This is a genomic window from Halobacillus sp. ABA4_118 (assembly GCF_056160205.1).
Map to the genome: position 1 here is coordinate 2502530 of NZ_JBSWWS010000001.1, position 21949 is coordinate 2524478.

Here is a 21949-nt window from a genome sequence, read left to right on the forward strand (position 1 = left end):
CTTTACACGGCGGTGAATTCTTATTATGATAGAATAAGTTTGTGATAATGGTTATCAATTATAGGGGGATACTTATGAAAAAATATTGGAGTTACATAGCGCTCCTCTTCCTTGTACTTCTGCTTGCCGCGTGTGGCAGTGAGGATGAAGGAGAGCAGCAGGAAAGCTCAAATGGGGAAGACTCCAGTGGGCAGGAAACACGGGTGATTGAACATGAAATGGGAGAGACGGAAATCAGCGGTCAGCCTGAAAAGATCGTTGCGCTGGAGTTTTCTTTTGTTGATAATCTGGCGTCTCTCGGTGTATCACCTGTCGGAATTGCCGACGATAATGATGAGGCGCGGATCATAGAACCGATCCGCGGGAAAATCGATGACTATACGTCTGTAGGTACACGGAAACAGCCTTCTCTTGAAGTGATCAGTTCACTTCAGCCGGACTTGATCATTGCGGACATGCAGCGGCATAAGGATATTTACGATCAATTGTCTGAGATTGCTCCAACGATCATTCTTCCTTCACTGGCCGCCGATTACGATGGCATCATCGACAGCTTCCAGACAGTATCGACCGCTATGGGTATGGAAGATAAAGGAGAGGAAGTGCTGGCAGACCATAAAGAAAAGATGGAGGAACTGCGCAGCCAGGTGCCTGAGGACGAAGACCGGACTGTTCTGCCGGCGGTAGTTGCGGACAGCGGCTACTTTGCTCACAATATGGAGTCCTACACCGGTTCACTCCTTGAGTCGATCGGTTTGAAGAATGCAATCCAAAGCGGCGATGACCGCTACAACAAAATCAACCTGGAACAGCTTGTAGAGTTTGACCCTGACGTCATGTTCCATATGTCCTCAGGAGATCAAACGGTTGTTACGGAATGGGAAGGCAGCGACTTGTACCAGGATATATCCGCTGTGAAAAATGGAGAAGTCCATGAAGTGGATCGCAACATGTGGTCACGTTTCCGTGGATTGATTTCTTCAGAGAAAATTTTAGAAGATGCCGTTCAGTATCTTTATGAGGGTCAGTAAGTAAAAAGCGGAGGGATGCCTCCGCTTTTTTTATGTAAGGATGCAGGAGAGAGGAGGATGTTGTGTGAATCAAACCTTACACCGTTTTAAAACAGGAACGGTCATCGTAGTAGGAATCCTTTTGCTGCTTGCCAGTTTTACGGCCAGTTTAAGTATTGGAGCTTATGCGATCTCATTTTCAGAGGTATTGAGCCTCCTGTTTTCCCCTGATGGCAGTAAAGCCTCTTCCATCATAGACACCATCCGTCTGCCGCGTGCCGTGACGGGCATTGTGATCGGGATGTGTCTCGCTGCTGCAGGAGCCATCATGCAGGCGATTACTAATAATCCGCTGGCGTCTCCGCAGGTCTTCGGAGTAAACGCCGGGGCGTCCCTGATGGTCGTGATTGGCGTCGTCCTTTTTCCGGGATTAGGAGCTGGGACGCTTGTTTACGGCGCATTTTTAGGGGCGGCAGCCGGCGGCGCTGCTGTGTATTATATGGCTTCAACAGGAGGAGGAATGACTCCTGTAAAGCTCGCTTTATCCGGCATTACCATCCACCTTCTGCTTTCATCCATGATTGAGGGCATTGTTTTGTTTCATGAAACATCGACAGAAGATGTATTATTCTGGCTTGCCGGAGGGATTGACGGACGGACGTGGACAGATGTGAACCTGCTTCTTCCCTGGGCCGCTGCCGGCTTAGCGGGGGCAGGTCTACTTGGCAAACCGCTGACGACACTCGGTCTTGGTGATGATGTCGCTCAAGGGCTTGGGCAGAAAATCGGGTGGATCCGGGGAGGAGCGGCTCTCCTGGTCGTTGTCCTTGCAGGTATATCCGTAGCTGTAGCCGGACCGATCGGATTTATTGGATTGATCATTCCGAATATAATCCGGAAACTTCTTGGTCCTGATTACCGGATCCTGCTGCCTGTATCTGCGCTTTATGGAGCCGTACTGCTGACGTCTGCAGACGTGCTCTCCCGATTTATTTCCTATCCAGGGGAGGCACCGGTGGGGATCGTTACCGCACTCATAGGTGCTCCGTTCTTTTTATATCTGGCCGGCAGAGGAGGTCGTAACGGATGAAGCCGTTGATTCGAACACCAAAAAGATGGCTCGGGATGCTGTTATTCCTATTGATAGGAGTGACGTATCTATCCATAGGGGCAGGAGCCGTATTTATCGGCCCGGCTGGTATCTTTGAATATATCATTGGAGAAGATGCGGCAGGGCAGGCTTATATTATTGAAAATTTCCGTCTCCCACGTATTGTGGTCGGCTTGTTAGCCGGAACAGGGCTCGGGTTATCCGGGGCCATTCTTCAAGGTGTTATCAGAAATCCGCTTGCCTCGCCTGATGTAATCGGAATTACGAAAGGCGCCGGCCTGGCTGCTGCCGCTGTAATTCTGTTGTACCCGGGCCTGCCGGTACTGGCGCTTCCGGCCGCGGCATTTTCAGGAGCCGCCCTCGTCATGCTTGGTCTGTATGTATTTGCTTTCAGGCGGGGTGTCCAGCCGGCAACCCTTGCTTTAATCGGGATTGCTCTCGGGGCGGTGTGTCAGGCAGGCATTCAATTTCTTACCATCAAATTCCCGTTGGAAACGAACGCAGCGCTCGTCTGGCTTACGGGCAGCGTGTGGGGGAAGGATTGGACGGACGTCCTGATGCTGGTTCCGTTTATTCTGATCGGCGGGCCTGCTGCATGGCTGTTATCCAGGAAGCTGGATGTCCTGAACTTAGGCGATGATGTAGCTGAAGGATTGGGGGAACCGGTCCAAAAAGCGAGACTGTCTCTTCTTGCTCTGGCTGTTGTTCTGGCAGGGGCGTCTGTGGCTGTAGTCGGAACCCTTGGTTTTGTCGGTTTGATTGCTCCTCATATTGCCAGGCAGATGGTTGGGAACAGGCATGTGTATCTGCTTCCGGCCTCCGCCTTAACGGGAGCGCTTCTTCTTGTGACGGCAGACAGTCTGGGGAGGGGATTGTTTCCTCCTACAGAGGTCCCGGCCGGGATATTTACAGCTGTTATAGGAGCCCCTTATTTTCTATTTTTGTTAAGAAAAATACAAAAATCCTAAAAAATGGTTTATTTACTTTTCTTGATAGAAGGGATAAATTTTAAGAATATGCGACATATTACACAACAGAACGACATTAATAGCAGAAATGTATTATATTTCATACAAATAAACCTTGCATGACGTCTGACAACCTGATAAAATCCATAGTGGAATTACTAGATGTAAGCATTTTCATTTCAGCTTTTTTGTCAAAAATAGAGGGGGAGGACTTTTCATGGATATTCTATTAGGAATTCTTGCAGTTGCCGTCATTATTGGAATCGCTTTTCTAATGTCCAATGACCGCAAAAACATCAATTTTAAGGGCATTGGAATCATGCTCGCTGTTCAGCTGCTGATTACGTGGTTCATGTTCAATACCAAAATCGGTGAGGCGATCATCACCGGTATTTCCTGGGGCTTTAACAAGCTTATCGCCTTTGGTACAGAAGGTGTGAACTTTGTGCTTGGTGGTGTAGAGGTTGGAGAAGGCGGCGTGTTCTTCTTTAACGTACTGCTTCTTATTATTTTCTTCGCTACTATTTTGTCTGTTCTTACGTATTTGAAGATACTTCCGTTTATTATTAAGTATCTCGGCTGGGGACTTTCCAAAATTACCGGTCTTCCGAAAGTCGAATCATTTAACGCGGTCAACAGTATTTTCTTCGGTCAGTCTGAAGCGTTGATTGCGATTAAATCACAGTTCCACAATCTGAATGACAACCGTCTTTATATCGTGAGTGCATCTGCGATGGGTTCTGTGTCGGCTTCAATCGTAGGAGCTTATCTGAATATGCTTCCAGATGAATATATCCTTGTTGCACTGCCGTTAAACATGTTTAGTGCGTTGATTGTCGCTTCCTTGATTGCACCTGTCCGAGTGTCCAAGGAAGAAGATAAAGTAGACATCCAGGATGTTTCCAATGCAAAGAGTTTCTTCGAAGCTATGGGTAACGGTGCCCTTGACGGCGGTAAAATCGCCTTGATCGTTGCCGCTATGCTGATTGCCTTCATTGCCTCCCTTGAATTGGTTAACGCAATGTTCGGGGCATTGTTCAGCGGATTTACATTGCAGCAGCTGCTTGGATATATCATTGCCCCAATCGGCCTGTTGATGGGTATTCCTGCAGCAGAGGTTCTGGATGCCGGAGCGATTATGGGAACGAAAATCGTGACCAACGAATTCGTAGCCATGCTTGAATTCCAATCTATGCTTGATGGTGTATCTGCGAAAACCGCTGGTATCGTGACGGTCTTCCTTACAAGTTTCGCCAACTTCTCCTCCATCGGAATCATTGCTGGTACCGTCCAGGGAATCGATCCGGAAAAAGGCGGCCGCGTATCAGGCTTCGGTTTGAAGCTTTTGATCGGGGCGACGCTTGGATCTATGCTTTCTGCAACAATTGCCGGTCTTTTCTTGTAATCGTATAAAAAGTCTGAATGGATGCTTCCATTCAGGCTTTTTTTTATCATCCAAACCGCCGGCGGTCGTTTCACGAATCAATCGATCATGGGATCGGGTGTTATAGGGGAATATTGTTATTAAGGTAAAAGAACGTACAAAGTGCATTTGAATTATATTAGGATATTTTTTGTTTGTGTGTTATGTTGAGCTGTGTCTTTTTAATTGGACATGACTCAACCCTATAGAAAGGAAGGACGCATCCATGTTTACGCTCAGTGATCTTCCGATGTTTTTCGTAAACTTTTTTCTGATTCTGCCGCTGGTTACCCTTATTCATGAAGCCGGGCACGTATGGACAGCACGATTATTTGGGGGAAAGATAAAATTCTGTCTCGGCACAGGAGAGACGCTCTTTCACATTGGACCTCTGGAAGTGAAAAAGAAATACTTCATGGAAGGCTGGTGCCAGTATGACTCTCTGACCTACAACAAAACGTGGGCGCATGTCGTCATCTACCTGGCCGGCAGTGGTTTCAATTTGATGGTTATTCTGCTCATCAATTACTTCATCACCATTGATGTCCTGCCTTCCACGTTGTTTTTTTACCAGTATGCTTATTTCTCCATCTACTTCATATTTTTCTCTTTATTCCCTTACCGCAATGATAATGGTAAACCGAGTGATGGCATGGCCGTTTACGATGTCCTCCGTTATGGAAAGGCGAAAGACCCGATTGATTAACGGAACCTGTCATGTCTGCCCCATCATAGAACCTCCAGTTTCTTCAAGGAGACGTTTACGGATATTTTATTGAGGAAATAAACAGGTATAGACATTTAAGATAAGGGAGAGATGACCGTGGAAACCTATCAACTGTTCATAAATGGGGAATGGATCAAAACCGGTGAAACACAGGAAGTCCTTAATAAATATACACAGGAAACCTATGCACATGTGGCTAAAGCTTCTGAAAAAGAGGTCGATCAAGCTGTTGAGGCTGCATCCGTTGCGTACCGGAATAACCAGCTTTCCCCTTACGAACGTTATCAAGTGCTGAAGCGGGTCAGTGAACTTCTGCAGGAAAATAAGGAAGACTTAGCCGCGACGATTACCCACGAAGCTGGAAAGCCGTTGAAGCAGGCGCGCTCAGAAATCGATCGTACGACCCAGACGTTTGAACTTTCCGCTGAAGAAGCGAAACGCATACATGGGGAAGGGGTCCCGGTTGAAGCAGCACCTGGATCGGAAAACCGCATGGCCTTTACGATTAAAGTTCCAGTCGGCGTCGTTGGTGCCATCAGTCCATTCAATTTTCCGATCAACCTCGTCGCTCACAAAATTGCCCCTGCTATTGCCGCAGGGAATGCAGTGGTATTAAAACCGGCGAGTAAAACGCCGATTTCCGCTCTGAAACTGGCTGGTTTGTTTGAACAGGCGGGACTTCCGAAAGGGCTGCTCAACGTCGTTGTAGGTTCGGGATCAACGGTCGGTAATCAGATGATGCAGGACTCCCGCATCAACCTCTATACGTTTACAGGAAGCGCAGAAGTAGGCTTGAAGCTGAAGCAGAACACAGGATTGAACAAACTGGTGCTCGAACTTGGTAACAATTCGCCTGTAATCGTTGATAAAGAAGCGGACGTAGAGGCAGCAGCGGAAAATATTGCCGCTAAAAGCTTTGCCTTCGCCGGACAGGTGTGCATCTCGGTGCAGCGGATTTATGTTCACGATGATGTGAAAGACGCTTTTCAGGACAAGTTCATCCAGGCGATTGAATCTCTGAAGGTCGGCGATCCGAATGATCCGGAAACGGACGTAGGTCCGATGATCAGTGAGGATGAAGCCGAGCGTGCCGGTCAGTGGATCCAGGAAGCGAAGGAAGCAGGAGCGGAAGTGGTTTATGGAGGGGAACGCGAAGGTGCTCTTCTGAAACCGACCATCCTTACCAACGTGACCGGCGATATGAAGGTGGTTTGTGAAGAAATCTTCGCCCCAGTAGTCACCATTCAAACGTTCTCTGACATAAAAGCCTGTATCGAAGACGTCAACACGTCAAGCTATGGTCTGCAGGGAGGAATCTTCACCCAGAATGTAGACACGGCTTTCTATGCGGCCAGAAACGTGGAGGTTGGAGGATTCATGATTAATGATTCTTCTCAATACCGCGTGGATCTGATGCCTTATGGCGGTGTGAAGGACAGCGGATCCGGCAAGGAAGGTCCGAAGTATGCGATGGAGGATATGACAGAAGAACGTCTCGTGGTTATGAACTTAAAATCATACTAAGACGCCTGAATATTAAAAGCGATTCTACACGACTTTTGTCAAACAAGGATCATTTGAAGGAATCGTTTTTCGTTAAGTTAGAATGGCTGTATTAGAATCCATTTTTCACATCATTCTTGGTGAAAAAGAAAAAACTTCTTCGCTGCCCATCATTCAGGGAAGTCACGGGAAGCATCCACCGAAAAGCTGGATGTGACGGTTCGCACGAGTATAGTATTCCTTCAATATCTTGAGCCTCCTGTTCGTTTACAGGAGGCTCTATTTATTTACGAAGCTGTTTTCTCTGCAGCAGGACCATCCGGATAAACAGGGCTGCTGCTCCGGCTGTTAAACCGATGGTCAGACTCAGCCAGTAGCCGTAGGGGCCGAAAGCTGTATAATTGGCCAGCAGCCATCCACTCGGAAGCCCGATTCCCCAGTAGGAAACGAAGGCCATCACCAATGTAATATTCACATCCTTATATCCACGGAGGATGCCTTGAAGCGGGGCGCCGAATCCATCAGACAGCTGGAAAAATACCGCATAAATAATAAAGGTTTTTGTTAATTCCACGACAGCTTCATCAGAGCTGTATAACCTTGCTACACTGTCATCGAATACGTATAGGATGAGGCCGGCAATGACGCTCATACATACAGCGAGTCCGATGCCAAGGTAGGAATAGGTGCGGGCTTCCTTGTAACGTCCCGCCCCTGATTCAAATCCGACGACGATCGTCAAAGTGAAGGCAATGCTGAGCGGTACCATGTACAGAAACGAAGCGAAGTTGATCGCTGCCTGGTGCGCAGCGATCGTATTGGTGTCATATACCGTCATGAAGAAGGTCACCGCAGCAAAAATGCTCGTTTCAAAGAAAATCGCGAACCCGATGGGAACACCGATTTTCAGCTGATCTTTCCATTCACGCAGCGATGGCCGTTTCCATGCCTTGAAAATCTCATAGCGCCTCAATGGTCTTACCCGGTGGATGATCAGGACGAGGATAAGTAAAGACACCCAGTACGTCAGAGACGAAGCGGCCCCCGCCCCTACACCTCCAAGAGCAGGAGCGCCCCATTTCCCAAATATCAACATATAGTTGAATAAGAGATTGAGTGGGAGGGTCAGTAGAATGACCATCATGGAAAGTCTCGTCAGTCCGAGAGCATCGACAAAGGAACGAAGGATATTAAAGACGAATAATGGCACGATACCTGTTCCAAGGGCGACTAAATAATAACGGGCCACGCGGGCAACTTCAGGTTCGATATTCATGAGGGACAAGATGGGATCCAGCAGGAACCACCCGGTCCCCGCTACGACTACGGCCAGCAGGACAGCTAGATAGACCCCTTGTTTGACGGAAAAAGGTATCTCTTTTTCCCTCCCGGCGCCTTTTAATTGAGCGACAATCGGGGAAATCGCCATCAATATCCCGTTCAGACCTGTGAATACGGGTACCCAGATGCTTGAGCCGATCGCAACACCAGCGAGCTGATCTGGTCCTGCTCTGCCGGACATGACGGTGTCAAAGAAGTTCATGGCGTACATGCCGAGCTGGGTAATTAAAATAGGAAACAAAATGATTAGAAATAGTTTGATTTTCTCTTTTATTGTGTGAGTTTCATACATGGTGATCTCCCTTTTCTGTTACAATGCAATTTAGAGGAATATGAGGATTATAGCACATTTATCCATAGAAGAAAGATCTTAGAAAGGACGTTAATCCAATCATGAACGATAAGCGCATTTTATTTACAGGCGGAGGAACGGCAGGTCACGTCATTGTGAACCTCGCTCTTATCCCGGAATTTCAAAAGCAGGGATATACCGTTGATTATATCGGTTCCTATGAAGGAATTGAAAAGCAGTTGATTGAACCGCTGGAAGGGGTGACCTACCACGGCATCTCCACAGGAAAGCTCCGGAGATATATGTCGAAGGAGAATTTCAAGGATCCCTTTAAAGTAGCCAAGGGTCTGATGCAGGCACTGTCTATCATCCGTAAGAGAAAACCAGGCGTTGTCTTTTCAAAAGGCGGGTTTGTTTCGGTTCCGGTCGTGATGGCTGCAAGATTAAAGGGCGTTCCCACGCTCATCCATGAATCCGACTACACGCCAGGTCTTGCGAACAAGCTTTCTTTCCCGTTTGCGAAAAAGATTCTGGCTACATTCCCGGAAACGATGACGCACCTTCCGGAAGATAAAGGTGAATTTATTGGAGCTGTTGTCAGGGAAGAGCTTTTCCAGGGCAGTCGATCCAAAGGTCTTTCCATGTGCAGCTTTCATAAACAGAAGCCTGTCGTGATGGTCATGGGAGGAAGCATGGGCTCCAAGGTCATCAATGATGCGGTCCGCTCCAACCTCGATCAGCTGCTGCAGAACGTACAGATCATTCATATTTGTGGACGTGGAAACAAGGAGGACTCCTTGAAACGGCCGGGATATGCCCAGTTTGAATATGTCCAGGACGAGTTGAAAGATTTATTTGCGGCCACGGACTTTATCGTTTCCAGGGCCGGGTCCAACGCCATCTTTGAATTTCTAGCCTTGAAAAAACCGATGCTTCTTATTCCGTTGTCGCGAAAAGCCAGCCGGGGTGATCAAATCCTGAATGCCGATTCCTTTGTCAAGCAGGGCTATGCGATGAAGCTGGAGGAAGAAGAAATGACCGGCGACCGTTTTACGACGGATCTTCAGATGTTGATGCAGAATAAACAACAAATATTGGAAAATATGCAGGATTATAAGAGTGAACAGACGAAAGAAAGGGTTATACGACTCATTCAGACGTTTGAAAAGTGATTCTTGAAATGAACGAGTAAAGAAGTTTTTTCTTCCATTTTTATGAAAAAACCACTTAAACCTTTTATAGGACGACATAAAAGGGAATAGGTAATTGTAGACCAATCACCGCATTAGTCATTCTTTACTCATTCAGCAGAGGAGAGGTTGAATCATGAAGACGTCTCTTGAAGCGCAGATCAGACACCCAAGAGAAATAAAGACGATCCGGAAAAAATACCATCCCTATTTAGCCAAGTACTTCGGGAGTGATCAACTGCTCGTCGACGCCAGTATTTCTGAGGCGGTATGGAATGCCTGGGAGCACGGACACGGGCAGAACAGAGATTACCCGATCCTGCTGAAGGTGAACTTTCTAAAGCACCGTCTCGTCGTCCGGGTTTACGACCAGGGCGAAGGTTTTGACTGGCGGCCTTATCAATTGTCGAGCGATGTGAGGCATTGGTTTCCGAAAGTGGAGGATCTGGATGAAAACGGCAGGGGCATTATGCTCATCCTTCGAGTTATGGACTGTCTGAGGTATAATGATAAAGGCAACGAATGTTTGCTGATGAAAAATTATCTTCAGGAGTAGATACCGTGAAATCCAATATGTGCCGCTACTGTTATAAAGAAATCAAGGACCGGGATGAGCTGGTGACGGCATCCAGCTGGTTCCGCCTGCGTCCCTATCATTATCGATGTTTTGAGAAACTTGAACAGGACACCCGGACCGTTGCGGGCGTCTGGAAGCCGGTGAATGGTTTGACGGGATCGGTCAATATCCTTGTCATGCTGATTCTGGCTGTGGGTCTCCTGGGTACCGATCTTCTGGGCGGCATCGGGGATATCATCGGAATCATTGCTTTGTATCCCCTTTTCCTCCGGCTGCTGTCTTATATGATTTTTGAGCGGCCGCTTCCTAAGCTCGCACCCGAAAAGCAGAGATAACCAACAGGATGCCTGCATCCAGAGCTTGTAGAGAACTTTCTCTACAAGCTTTTTTCATGCTGCTGGAAGCTTCACATTAGATTTGGTTGCGCTTCCAAAAAGGGTGTGATATGTTGGTTTTCTCTGTTTTTAGATTTGTTGTTCGCAGCTATTCAGATGGAAGGGAGGAGATACAGTTTGAATGAATGTCAGTATGAAAAAGATCGTCTGGAATTTACGAAGGCTTATATGGAGCGGATGATTGCTGTTCAGGAAAGCGGTCGTGCCTCTTTAAAGCAGCGGCAGGGGGATACGCTGGAAAACCTTGACTTCCAGGACAGCAGCCTGAGGTATCAGGAAATGCTTTCCCACGCCAATTTCATGAAGATGTCCAGCGATCAGCTGGATAATTTGAAGAGTCTGCGGCGGAAGCCTTACTTTGCCCGTATTGATTTTCATAGGAAAGAAAATCCCGAAACAGAACAGTTTTACATAGGGAAGGTCTCCTTGTTCGACAGGGAAACGCAGCTCCCTATTATCCTCGACTGGCGGAGTCCGCTGGCCAACGTCTACTATGAAGGACGGCTTGGAAAGGTCAGCTATGAGGCATTGGGCGAGCGGTATGAGGGAGAAGTTTCTTTAAAGCGGCAGTACCAGATTGAAGAAGGAGAGTTGATGGACTACCGTGATATTGATGTAACGGCTAATGACGATCTCCTGCAGGACTCCCTTTCCCAAAACGCCGGCGGGCGCTTATCCGAAATTGTTTCGACGATTCAGGAAGAGCAGAACCGTGTTATCCGGGCGGATCTTCGAAAGCCGATCATCGTCCAGGGGGCAGCGGGAAGTGGAAAGACGACGATTGCTCTGCACCGCATATCCTACTTCCTTTATACGATGAAAGAAATATTCAAACCTGACGAAATGCTGATTCTCGCTCCCAACCGTCTATTCATTCAGTATATCACAGAAGTACTTCCTGAACTGGGGGTGCAGCGCGCCAGGCAGTCCACTTTCCAGGATTATGCCGTTCATACGGCCGGGATCAAACGTCCGGTCATTACCCAGCATGAAGTGCTCACACAGGCTGTTGAAGGTACCATCGGGTGGGACGGGGTCACAGCCGCCCGGTTGAAGGGATCGAAAGAATTCCAAATCATCATGGACACCTACATCCAATCATTGAAAAAGCAGTACAAAATCAATCAGGATTTTATGCTGTCGGAGTTCCGGATAAAAAAAGCTCGAGCCATCAACCGTCTGTTTTTTGAGGAATACAGCTATTTTCCTTATGAGGTACGGGTGAAAAAAATTAAAGGAGTGCTCCAAAGTGAACTGCGGCGTAAGAAAAAGCAGATTTTGGAGAAGGTGGCTGCCAAATACGATGAAGCACTGGATAAGGCTTTGTACGGAATGAAGGATCCGGATAAACGGAAAATCCGTGTCAGCTACTTGATTACAAGAAAAGAGGAGCGTCTCGCGGAGATCAAAAAGGCCGCGCGGACGGCTGTCGCTTCCTTTATGAAGCAGTACCCGGCTTTTCCTATAGAGAGGACATATGAAAGGCTGTTTGAGGAGAACGTATTTCTGGGGGTCCACCCTGAGGATACTGAAGAATGGAGAGCTGTCCGCCGTTGTTCCCGTTCGGCATTTGCAAAGGGATATATCTATTCGGAGGATCTCGCGGCTCTGCTTTATCTCTATACATTTCTAAAAGGCACCCCTCCGGATGACCGCGCTAAAAAAGTGGTGATCGATGAGGCACAGGATTACAGCTATTTTGAAATCTATGCCCTGCGCAGGGCTTGTCAAACGGACCTGTTTACCATTGTCGGAGATCTGGCCCAGGGCATTTATCAATACAGGGGACTAGACAATTGGGAGTCCCTGGTCGAGGACATCTTTCCTTCTGCTTCTTATTTAACCTTGCAGAAAACCTATCGGACAACCATTGAAATTATGGATCTTGCCAACGACCTTCTTACTCATCTTCCGGTTTCCCTGCCGCGGGCTGAGCCTGTCGTCCGTCACGGGTCTCTTCCGCAGTTTCTTCCTCTCAGAAATGGATGGGAGGAAAAAGTCCATGCCTACTGCCTCGGTCTCGTGGAAGAAGGGATGTCCAGCTTTGCCATCATTACAAAAACGATGAAGGAAGCTGAGGAGGTCCAGAGAAAACTGGAAGTCTATGGCATGGCTTTTCAGCTTTTGAGAGAGGGGGAGGAAAACTTGTCTGAACGAATGGTTTTACCTGCCTACATGGCTAAAGGTCTTGAATTCGATGTGGTCCTTTTATATAACGACCGCAATCCTTTCAAGGAGTCGGAGCTTGATTTGAAAATGCTGTACGTAGCCATGACCCGTCCCCTTCACAGGCTGCTGATGATTGGAGAAGAAAAAGAGGATTTTCTGCTTCACCTCATTCAACCGGACCGTTTCATAGAAGTTTAGATTTCCGGCAATAAAGGGTACATCCAGTCATAAAGCTGATGGTGTCTGCAGGATGCTTCATTTTTCAGGCCGCGCTTTTATAAAAGAAAGGAGTTTTTTTAGATGGGAATCCGTTCTGAAGCCGTTCTAAGTAATGGTGTGAAAGTTCCACGTGTAGGTCTTGGCGTATACAAAATGGAAGATGGAGACGAAGTTAAACAAGCGGTTCAATCCGCTGTCGATCTTGGTTACCGCCACATTGACACCGCTTCATTCTATGGGAACGAAGCAGGTGTTGGGGAAGGGATCAAAGCCTGCGGGGTGCCCAGGGATGAATTGTTCATCACTACAAAGGTGTGGAATGACGAACAGGGATATGAAGAAACGCTGGAAGCCTTTGATAGAAGCCTTGATAAACTGGGAGTAGAGACACTGGACTTGTACCTTATTCACTGGCCGGTTCCTGGGAAATTCAAAGACACGTGGAAAGCGTTGGAGAAACTTTACCGTGAGGGACGTGTAAGAGCCATTGGGGTGTGCAATTTTATGGAGCATCACCTCGATGAATTGCTGAAGGATGCAGAAGTGGCCCCTATGGTCAATCAGGTGGAATTTCACCCGGCCCTCTACCAGGAAGCGCTTGCTGATTACTGTTATCAAAAAGGAATCCAGCTGGAAGCATGGGCGCCGCTTGCCCGGGGCCGCTATTTTGATGCCGCTATTTTAAAGCAGCTTGCTGAAAACTATCAAAAAACCCCGGCACAGGTTATTTTAAGATGGCACCTGCAGCATGATGTGGTCGTTATTCCGAAGTCGTCCAATCCGGATCGTCAGAAAGAAAACTTTGACGTTTTCGACTTTGACTTGAAGAGCGATGAAATGCTGCGTATCGACGAACTGCACAGTGGGGACCGTATCGGCAAGCATCCGGATGAATTTGATTATGATGCATAAAGGAATCACCAGCCTTCGTGGCTGGTGATTTCAGGTTTAATGGACCAGAGGTGTATGCGCTTCTCTCTTTGTGGGACATTAATAAAAAATGTGCCGGCAGGGAGGATGGTCTGTTGAATGTGCAGCTGATAGAAGTTTATATCCCGGATAAGCACTTTGAATCAATCAATGAAAAGCTTCAACAATACGACCACCGGTCCTATTGGATTTCCAGCGAGTCCGAAGAGCGCATGCTCGTCCGGATGCTCGCCGATACAAGTGATGTCGAGGAAATCCTCAACTATTTAGAGGGAGTCTCAAATGTCGTTGAAGGATTTGAAACGATGCTGATCCCTGTCCAGACATACTTATCCAAGGAAACCATCAACGAGTCGGTGGAGGAAGAAGGAGAGAAGCAGGAAGCAGAAAAAGCGAAACTGCTGAGAGCGAGCCGCCATGAACTAATGAATGCAGCAGAAAAAAACAGCAGGATTTCCTGGAACTATTCTCTATTAATCGTACTTTCAGCGATCGTGGCAACAGTCGGGATCATCAAAGACAGTGAAGCGGTCGTTATCGGCGCCATGGTGATTGCGCCGATGATCGGCCCTGTCATCTCCATTGCCTTCTCGGCCATCCTTGGAGACTATAAGCTGCTCGGCAAGTCTGCTCTGTCTTCCTTATATAGTGTACTCATCGTATTAGCCATTTCGATTCTTTTTGGTTATGTGACGGATGCTGGAATGGAAAACAGTCAGTATCTGGACCGGACAAAGGTGACTTTGATCGACATCCCGCTCGGCGTAGCTTCCGGGGCCGCCGGTGCTCTTGCTTTTCTCAACCGGTTGTCTGGAAACCTTGTCGGGGTTATGGTAGCGGTTGCATTGCTGCCGCCTTCTGTTGCCCTTGGTATGTCCATCGGTGACGGGGCGTTTGTGTCAGCTTACGGCGCCTTCCTGCTTGTCACAGTCAACATCATGTCAATCATACTTGCGGCGGTTATGATCTTTTCCATCAGCGGTATTCGCCCTGTCCGATGGCAGGAGGTCCAGAGAGCCAATGTTTCCCGTCCGCTTTCCATTGTTTTTGTCAGCATTATCATCCTTGTCCTGGCCATCGTCATTCTGGAAGGTCAGAAAATCATATAATTGCCGAGCGGGTTTTGAGTGAGCCCCCCGCAGGTTACCGAGGAAAAACATACGTCCGGAGCGTATGTTTTTTTATGGTTCACAGCATGATAACTGATCTATCAAAAATAATGTCGTATTTCCCGGGAAATGTCCACCGCCTTTCTGCTGGTCGGCTTTTCGCCCCTAACCGTGATACAATGATGAAGCGGAGAACACATGAGTAAGATCATGGGGGTTCTCTAATTCATAAAAGTTGGAGGCAAATCCGATGAGTGATCAAGATGAAAAAAGAGACATCATTGATGAGGATTTGTATGAAGAAATAGATGAAGAAGAGCTGTATGATCTCGTGCAGGAAGAAAAGCGGAAAGCGCTGGAACGGGATCGTGAAGAAAGAGAAAAACGTAAAGAAAAGCGTCCTTTTCCGAGATGGATTTTCTGGCTGATTGCCGGCGTTATGGTTGTCAACGTTACGGCTGCTCTGCCTAATACCTTTTCCATTCCGGCGGTGGATTTCCTGATGACCTCAGCTCAGTTATCTAATGATGAAACCATTCAAACATATAAAGAGGCCGTCGTCGTTGTAGAAGCAGGGCAGAGCAAGGGCACCGGTTTTGCCGTATCTGAAGACGGGACGATTTTGACGAATCATCATGTCATCGAAGGGGAGAAACGGATCGCAGTAGCTTTTCCTGAACAGGGATTATTTAGTGCGGGGGTTCAAGCCGTTTACCCTGAGGTGGACCTCGCCGTCCTGCAGGTGGATGGGGAGGAAGGTTTTCCCCACTTGGACCTTGCCGCCTCCACCCAGTTTCAGAGGGATGAGCATGTCTATTTCATTGGGAATCCCCTTCGTTTCTCCGGGATCGCTAATCAAGGTAATGTGCTCGGTTATACGGACGTTTCCGGTATGGAGCAGGAGGTTCTTATGTTGGATGCTCCCATTTACCGTGGGAATTCCGGTAGTCCAGTCATCAACGAAGAAGGGGATGTCATCGCCGTCGTTTATGCTACAATGAATGACGAGGACGAAGGACGTGTCGGGCTTGCTGTACCGATTGATTATTATTATGAACAGTCAGGAGAAGCTCCATGATTGGAGCTTCTTTTTTTTAGTTCGAAAGTCCTTTTCCGGTGCGCGAAACTGGATGATAGTTTTGTCATTTGGTGTAGAATACGGTCCCATTGGCGAAAGGTGGATGGAAAAGGGGACGAATGGCCTGAATTTTGAAATGATTATTTAATAAAATGTAAACCTCATGTGGTAGACCAGTCCCCCTTTCTTTGAGTAAAATGGTCATGCTTACATGCAATACCTATGCCCAAACTCATTCAAACACATACTTCAGGCATATTGGTTGATACAAATCTGTAACATAAATGAAATAATTTATAGATCAACACCCAGAAATAAACGGATTTATACGAAAACATTAGTAGGCTGGAGGTGGTAAAGGTTGATCAAACGTCTTTTTCACAAAAATGACGCCTCCCTGGACGAACAAGTAGCGTCAGCAAAAGAGGGAGATGACGAAGCAAGAAACGAAATGCTCAAGCAGTATCAACCTTTTATCGCCAAAAGTGTTTCTGAAGTGTGTAAAAGATATATAGACCCTGCCAGAGATGATGAATTCAGTATTGGGCTGCTCGCTTTCAATGAAGCGATTCAATCCTATTCTTCGAACAAAGGAAGTTCCTTTCTATCCTTCGCCCGTCTTGTAATCAAACGGAAAGTGATCGACTACATTCGTAATGAGCAGAAGCGTCCACCTGTCACCTCTCTGGATGAGGACTTCCATGAGGAGGAGCAGATGGAGAATCCATTGGAAATTTCCGCAGCCAGAGAGCGGCATCAATTGGAAACGGAAGCCTGGCACCGCAGGGAGGAAATCCTTGAATTCCAGCAGGAGCTGGAGCGGTATAAGCTTTCTTTTGAAGAATTGATTGAAGTCTCTCCCAAGCATCGGGATGCAAGAGAATCAGCGGTTCAAGTGGCCCGGCTCGTTTATGATGATGATGATCTGCGCGCACAGGTACTTGAAAAGGGCCGCCTTCCTATTAAGGATTTAGTCGACCGTGTGGATGTCAGTAAAAAGACATTGGAGAGAAATCGGAAGTTCATCATTGCTCTCGTTCTCATTTTCAAGGGGGATTATATATATCTTAAGGACTATTTGAAAGGAGTGGGCATGTGAAAACAGGCATTGTCATGGAGCGTAAGAAAGAGTATATGATTGTCATGACGAATGAAGGCCGCTTTTATCGAGCTGTTACGATTGCTCAAGCAGAAGTGGGGACAGAAGTGCAGTTTCAATCCATCCCCTCAAGTAAAGCGGCCCGGCAGTGGTCACAAATGCTGCAGTATCGTTATACAAAAGCCGTCGTGGCGGCTGTGCTTTTTCTAATGGTTTTAATTCCCGCATACTCCTGGCATGGCAGCAACCAGGCCTTTGCCTATATGAATATAGACATCAACCCTAGTGTTGAACTTAAGTTGAATGATCGAATGCAGGTGCTCGACATCGAGCCGAATAACGTGGAAGCGGAGGAAATTGTCACCCTTCTTTCAGATTGGAAGAAGGAAGATGCTTCGGATGTAACGATGGATTTGATTCAAGCGAGCCGTGATCACGGTTTTGTGAGTGAGGGGAACCAGGTGCTCATCGGCATCAGCTATCTGGAATCAGATTTTGATCACCAATACTTAGAAGAAATGGAAGGTACGCTGAACGACAACTCTAAACAGATGACTGTCGCGGCCTACCTTATTCCGGACGAATGGCGCAGAAAGGCCAAGGACGACGATCTTTCTGTGAATAAATGGATGGCGGAGCGGCTCACGGATGAGGAGAATCTGAACGAAGACACAGAGAATATCCCGGAAACCATTGATGATACGGACAAAGAAATCATACAATCCTTTTATCAGAAACCGGCATCTCAAGGGGAAAAGGATACCAGTGAAACTTCTGACGATTTTTCTGACTCAGTACCTGTCCATCCAAAAGTAGAACCGCAGAACTCGATGGAGCGGCAGTCTCCTGGGGACGATCTGGAAAAAGAGCCGGAGCTTCTTCCCGGACAAGCAGAATTCGACCTTCATCATGAAGACCAGTCTTCCCGCAGTCCTGCTACCGGTGTTCACGGGGATGATCCTGTCCCAGAGACCTTTCCATAAAAGGCATGGCTTGTTGATAAGAAAGTATTCCATGTGACTGAAAACACTCCTGATTTATGGGGAGTGTTTTTTTATTGTATTTTGAGTGAATATAGAGGTAGTGTGAGTAAAAGGAGGAATAATGATGAGTAAACCGTATCTGGGTGTAAAAGACGGCCGTCTGGCAGAATGTCCGTCATCCCCCAATTGTGTGTCCACACAGGCCGGCCAGCAGGATAAAAAAATGGACCCCCTTCCATTTTCCAAAGACCTGGAAACCTCTAAGCAGGTCATGAAGGAAGTGCTCCATCAAATGGAGAGAACGACGATTGAAACGGAAACAGAAAATTATATCCACAGCATCGTCCAGTCGAAATGGATGAAATTCAAAGATGATGTGGAATTTTACTTTGATCAGGATGAACAGGTGATCCACTTCCGTTCTGCCTCCCGTACAGGGTATTCGGACATGGGGGTCAACAGGAAGCGGATGAACAGCATCTCAGAACATTACGAAAGCATGAGGAGGAAATAGACGATGGATTATGACTATCAGATTGCGGTGATCGGGGGCGGGTCAGGGGGCCTTACCGTCGCCGCAGGAGCGGCAAGCTTCGGGGCAGAAACGGCTCTTATTGAAAGAAAACCAAACCTTGGAGGCGACTGCCTTCACTACGGGTGCATGCCGTCCAAAGCCCTCATACAAGCTGCGAAGGAGGTCCACACGAGTTCTCACTATCAATCCTTCTCTAATGAAGACTACGATCAGCTTTTCAGTGGAGCGATGGAGCGTGTGGCTGAAGCGGTGGAGGATGTGCAGAACCATGATTCCAAAGACCGTTTTATCGATATGGGCATCGATTTGTATGAAGCAGAAGCTGTCTTTCAAGATCCGCATACACTCCGCGTAGGCGACAAGACGATCACGGCTAAGCGGATCGTGATCGCGACAGGTTCCTCCCCCTTCATCCCGCCGATCCAAGGAGTGGATGAGGTCGATTACTTAACGAATGAAACCATTTTTTCTCTGCGCCAGCGGCCGTCATCGATGGTGGTCATCGGCGGCGGGATTATCGGTATTGAACTCTCCCAGGCCATGAGCCGTCTTGGTGTAGATGTAACCGTATTGGAAGGGAATGATACGATCCTCGCTAATGAGGATGAGGAAATTGCAGGGATCGCTCAGCAGACAGCTGCCCGGGAAATGAGCATCTTGACGAATGCAAAAGCGGACCGTATTGAAAAGACGCAGACCGGAGTCAAAGTCGTCTATACAAAAGACGGTGTGGAAAACACACTTGAGGCTGAACAACTTCTTGTTGCGACAGGAAGAAAGGCGAATACCGGTAGTCTCGGGCTGGAACATGCGGGAGTGGAGACAGAAAAAGGAGCGGTTACCGTCAGCGCTTCCTTAAGAACGTCCCAGAATCACATTTACGCCGTCGGCGATTGTAACGGGTCGATGCCGTTCACACACGTCGCCGGAATGGAAGGCAAAATCGCCGTGTCCAACGCTGTGCTGGGTCTTTCCCGGAAAGCTTCCTATGAGAAGATTCCATGGGTGGTGTACACGGCACCGGAAATTTATCATCTTGGTTTAACAGAAAAGGAAGCAAAAGAAAAATACGGCGATAACCTGTTGACGTTCAAGACGAAACTGGAAAATAACGACAGGTTTATGGCGGAACGGAACACGACAGGCGTAGTGAAAATCCTGACGACCAACAGAGGACGCATTGTCGGGGCCCATGCGGTCGGCGAAGGGGCAGGTGAATGGATGCAGGAAGTAGGAACCGTACAGGCGCTGAATAAAAAGTTCCAATCGATTTCCAACATCATTCACCCGTATCCCGCGCGCAATAATGTCGTATCCCAGACATCAGACCTTTATTGGAGGGAGAAGTTGTTCGGCAGCCGGGTCAATGATTTGATTCAATGGTATGTGAAAAAATGGCGTTAAAAGAGCGCGGACATGACATCCGGACCCTTGGGAAACAAAGGGCTGCCTGCATGCCTGCGATACAGCATAGCTTTTTCGCGCCATGATCCTCGTACCATTTCTTTTACGGCTTCAGGAGGAAGACGAAAAAAAGCTGTCGGAAAATATTCGACAGCTTTTTTCATCGTTTTATTGATTCAAGCGTTGACTCTGATCACCGGCCAGCCCATAAAAGAACATATGGGTGATTTCCTCTGTAAAGGATGTAATCGATTCATCAAACAAGTGATCCGCCGACTGCAGAGCCTGATAAAAAGCGTTGATAAAGAACAAAATCGATCGGAAAGAGACATCGGGATGTACGTCTCCTTCTTTTTTTCCCTGTTCAATGAGTTCCATTAAGAGCGGGATGGTTTCATTCTGGGTAAACGATTGAACAAACTCCTGAATTCCAGGATGATCTGTGAGAACGGTTTGTAGAAAGCCTGGGTCCAGATGCAGAATATTTTCTTTCTTTTCCAATATGACATGGTTGATTTTATCCTTAAAGCTCCGGTCAGGGTCCCGTACAATAAGACGGAACTGTTCGAACCGCTCGTAGAAGAACTTTTTGATCGTTTCAAAGACGAGTTCATCTTTACCACCGAAATAATTGTAGATGGTCACCTGGGAGACCTGGGCTTTTGCTGCGATTTCCTGAATGCTGACCTTCTGTACTCCATATTCAGCGAATAAGGAGAGGGAAGCATCGAGGATGCTGCGCTTTTTTCTTTCCTTCCGCTTTTCAAATCCATTCATCGGCCACACCTCTTCCCGTACATCATACATCGAATTATGAACTGTTTCAATTCATATATTTCAAATCAGAAAGCCTTTGTGAATCTTCTGTAAAAAAGACGCGGGCATTGGGGATGGTTTGATATGATGAAAATATGGAAATAACAAGAAATGGGAATCATGAAGGTACTTAAAAGGGGGAATGGATCATGAGAAGAAATACCGCAGCCGTCATAACCGAAGCGGCAGAAGGCATGGGAAAAGAGGCGGCGCTTCAGCTGGCCGCCGAAGGTGCCTCCCTTGCTGTAACCGGTTATTCGGAGGATATTTTTCTATTTAAGGAAGTACTGGAGCAGAAGGGAGCTGGACGTGTTCTTGCGTTTCAGGCGGACGTCACAGAAGAAAATGATATGGAACATGTTGTCCAGGCTGCCAGGAATGCCTTTGGGAGGGTGGATGTCCTTGTTACCCATGCCCGTTTTGAGGACTCCGGTTCGTTGGAAAGCGTCACGGTCGAAGAGTGGCAGCGTACCTATGAGCGGAATGTACAGGGGATTTTCCTTCCTGTAAAGGCGGTGTTTCCAGTTATGAAGAAGCAGGGGGCAGGAAAAATCATTACGGTTTTTCAACACCCTGTCCGGCAGAAGTCTGTCCTTAACTCTTCAGGGTTGGCGGCGGTCGAAGCATTTGTCCATGCTGTTATGGAAGAAGCTGGTCCCTGTCAGGTTCAAACAGGTATGGTGCATGTTCTGGATGATGTGGAATGGACAAAGGAGTGGGCACGTGCGTTCACAACAGTGTTGGATGACACATCACCGATGGCCGTCCAGCGGATCGGGAGCGTAGGTACAGACGTGGAATGAGAAAACCGCAGAAGTGGATTCTGCGGTTTTTTTATAAAGAAAAACTTTCGATTGTTGTCGTTTGAGCATGATCGATATAGCTGAGCAGGGCTTCGTGTGAATGTAGGCGGTCTTTGTGCATGCTCGGGTAGTAACAGGCATGCAGAAAAGTTTCAATTTTTTTGGACAAAAATTCATCATTGGTCCGGACCATAAGGACAAGCAGATCATCCCACTGTCCCCATATCATATAGTGGAGAGCTTTATCATAATCGTACGTATTCATCG

The 21949-nt window shown here is 47.4% G+C and carries 21 protein-coding genes; 18 read left to right on the plus strand and 3 right to left on the minus strand.

The window, feature by feature from the left end; translation table 11 throughout:
• The first annotated feature begins 74 nt into the window (after window positions 1-74).
• The 6 genes from ACXAGL_RS12505 to ACXAGL_RS12530 all read left to right on the plus strand — a co-directional run bounded on the left by ACXAGL_RS12505 (window position 75) and on the right by ACXAGL_RS12530 (window position 6763).
• The gene (locus ACXAGL_RS12505; RefSeq protein WP_474991304.1) at window positions 75-1031 is read left to right on the plus strand and encodes an ABC transporter substrate-binding protein; all 957 of its coding nucleotides are present in this window, start codon (window positions 75-77) and stop codon (window positions 1029-1031) included.
• 64 nt (window positions 1032-1095) lie between these two features.
• Window positions 1096-2100 carry a FecCD family ABC transporter permease gene (locus tag ACXAGL_RS12510; protein ID WP_474991305.1) on the plus strand — a complete coding sequence of 335 codons (1005 nt, stop codon included), beginning with the start codon at window positions 1096-1098 and terminating at the stop codon, window positions 2098-2100.
• The gene (locus ACXAGL_RS12515) at window positions 2097-3089 is read left to right on the plus strand and encodes a FecCD family ABC transporter permease (RefSeq protein WP_474991306.1); all 993 of its coding nucleotides are present in this window, start codon (window positions 2097-2099) and stop codon (window positions 3087-3089) included. The genes ACXAGL_RS12510 and ACXAGL_RS12515 overlap by 4 nt, the downstream gene beginning before the upstream one ends.
• Window positions 3090-3306: 217 nt before the next feature.
• Window positions 3307-4494, plus strand: a complete 1188-nt coding sequence (locus tag ACXAGL_RS12520) for a NupC/NupG family nucleoside CNT transporter (RefSeq protein WP_474967727.1) — start codon at window positions 3307-3309, stop codon at window positions 4492-4494.
• A gap of 244 nt (window positions 4495-4738) precedes the next feature.
• Window positions 4739-5218, plus strand: coding sequence for a site-2 protease family protein (locus ACXAGL_RS12525; RefSeq protein WP_474967728.1), 480 nt, complete (start codon window positions 4739-4741; stop codon window positions 5216-5218).
• Between the two features lie 111 nt (window positions 5219-5329).
• Window positions 5330-6763 (plus strand): aldehyde dehydrogenase family protein, encoded by a 1434-nt coding sequence (locus tag ACXAGL_RS12530; protein ID WP_474991307.1) that lies wholly within the window; start codon window positions 5330-5332, stop codon window positions 6761-6763.
• Between the two features lie 262 nt (window positions 6764-7025).
• Here the strand turns inward: ACXAGL_RS12530 and ACXAGL_RS12535 are convergent, their stop codons facing one another.
• Window positions 7026-8375 carry an MATE family efflux transporter gene (locus ACXAGL_RS12535; protein WP_474967730.1) on the minus strand — a complete coding sequence of 450 codons (1350 nt, stop codon included), beginning with the start codon at window positions 8373-8375 and terminating at the stop codon, window positions 7026-7028.
• 101 nt (window positions 8376-8476) lie between these two features.
• Between ACXAGL_RS12535 and ACXAGL_RS12540 the strand changes: the two genes are divergently transcribed.
• The 11 genes from ACXAGL_RS12540 (at window position 8477) to ACXAGL_RS12590 (ending at window position 20063) form a co-directional block, all read left to right on the plus strand.
• Window positions 8477-9547: an undecaprenyldiphospho-muramoylpentapeptide beta-N-acetylglucosaminyltransferase gene (locus tag ACXAGL_RS12540; RefSeq protein WP_474991308.1), complete on the plus strand. Its 1071-nt coding sequence runs from the start codon at window positions 8477-8479 to the stop codon at window positions 9545-9547.
• Window positions 9548-9701: 154 nt separating this feature from the next.
• On the plus strand, window positions 9702-10121 hold the full coding sequence (locus tag ACXAGL_RS12545; RefSeq protein ID WP_474967732.1) for an ATP-binding protein: 420 nt from the start codon (window positions 9702-9704) through the stop codon (window positions 10119-10121).
• A gap of 5 nt (window positions 10122-10126) precedes the next feature.
• On the plus strand, window positions 10127-10477 hold the full coding sequence (locus ACXAGL_RS12550) for a hypothetical protein (protein ID WP_474967733.1): 351 nt from the start codon (window positions 10127-10129) through the stop codon (window positions 10475-10477).
• Window positions 10478-10654: 177 nt separating this feature from the next.
• On the plus strand, window positions 10655-12904 hold the full coding sequence (gene helD / locus ACXAGL_RS12555) for an RNA polymerase recycling motor HelD (RefSeq protein ID WP_474971900.1): 2250 nt from the start codon (window positions 10655-10657) through the stop codon (window positions 12902-12904).
• A gap of 102 nt (window positions 12905-13006) precedes the next feature.
• On the plus strand, window positions 13007-13837 hold the full coding sequence (locus ACXAGL_RS12560) for an aldo/keto reductase (protein ID WP_474967735.1): 831 nt from the start codon (window positions 13007-13009) through the stop codon (window positions 13835-13837).
• Window positions 13838-13956: 119 nt separating this feature from the next.
• A complete protein-coding gene (locus ACXAGL_RS12565; RefSeq protein ID WP_281659365.1) occupies window positions 13957-14964 on the plus strand; it encodes a TIGR00341 family protein in 1008 nt (335 codons plus the stop codon).
• A gap of 250 nt (window positions 14965-15214) precedes the next feature.
• Window positions 15215-16042, plus strand: coding sequence for a S1C family serine protease (locus tag ACXAGL_RS12570; protein WP_474991309.1), 828 nt, complete (start codon window positions 15215-15217; stop codon window positions 16040-16042).
• Window positions 16043-16403: 361 nt separating this feature from the next.
• The gene (gene sigI / locus ACXAGL_RS12575) at window positions 16404-17141 is read left to right on the plus strand and encodes an RNA polymerase sigma factor SigI (RefSeq protein WP_474967737.1); all 738 of its coding nucleotides are present in this window, start codon (window positions 16404-16406) and stop codon (window positions 17139-17141) included.
• A complete protein-coding gene (locus ACXAGL_RS12580; protein ID WP_474991310.1) occupies window positions 17138-18124 on the plus strand; it encodes an anti-sigma factor domain-containing protein in 987 nt (328 codons plus the stop codon). Before sigI ends, ACXAGL_RS12580 begins: the two co-directional genes overlap by 4 nt.
• A gap of 124 nt (window positions 18125-18248) precedes the next feature.
• A complete protein-coding gene (locus ACXAGL_RS12585; protein WP_474967739.1) occupies window positions 18249-18638 on the plus strand; it encodes a DUF1499 domain-containing protein in 390 nt (129 codons plus the stop codon).
• 3 nt (window positions 18639-18641) lie between these two features.
• Entirely contained in the window at window positions 18642-20063 is a 1422-nt protein-coding gene (locus ACXAGL_RS12590; RefSeq protein WP_474991311.1) for a dihydrolipoyl dehydrogenase family protein, read from the plus strand.
• Between the two features lie 168 nt (window positions 20064-20231).
• Here ACXAGL_RS12590 and ACXAGL_RS12595 read toward each other — a convergent pair whose 3' ends face one another.
• Complete coding sequence (locus ACXAGL_RS12595; protein ID WP_474971898.1) at window positions 20232-20840, minus strand: TetR/AcrR family transcriptional regulator; 609 nt, start codon at window positions 20838-20840, stop codon at window positions 20232-20234.
• A 188-nt stretch (window positions 20841-21028) separates the two neighbouring features.
• Here ACXAGL_RS12595 and ACXAGL_RS12600 point away from each other — a divergent pair, with 188 nt between their 5' ends.
• Window positions 21029-21682 (plus strand): SDR family NAD(P)-dependent oxidoreductase, encoded by a 654-nt coding sequence (locus tag ACXAGL_RS12600; RefSeq protein WP_474967742.1) that lies wholly within the window; start codon window positions 21029-21031, stop codon window positions 21680-21682.
• 31 nt (window positions 21683-21713) lie between these two features.
• On the opposite strand, the gene ACXAGL_RS12605 is transcribed toward ACXAGL_RS12600, so the two are convergent.
• Window positions 21714-21947, minus strand: coding sequence for a YhdB family protein (locus ACXAGL_RS12605; protein WP_474967743.1), 234 nt, complete (start codon window positions 21945-21947; stop codon window positions 21714-21716).
• Window positions 21948-21949 lie beyond the last annotated feature (2 nt).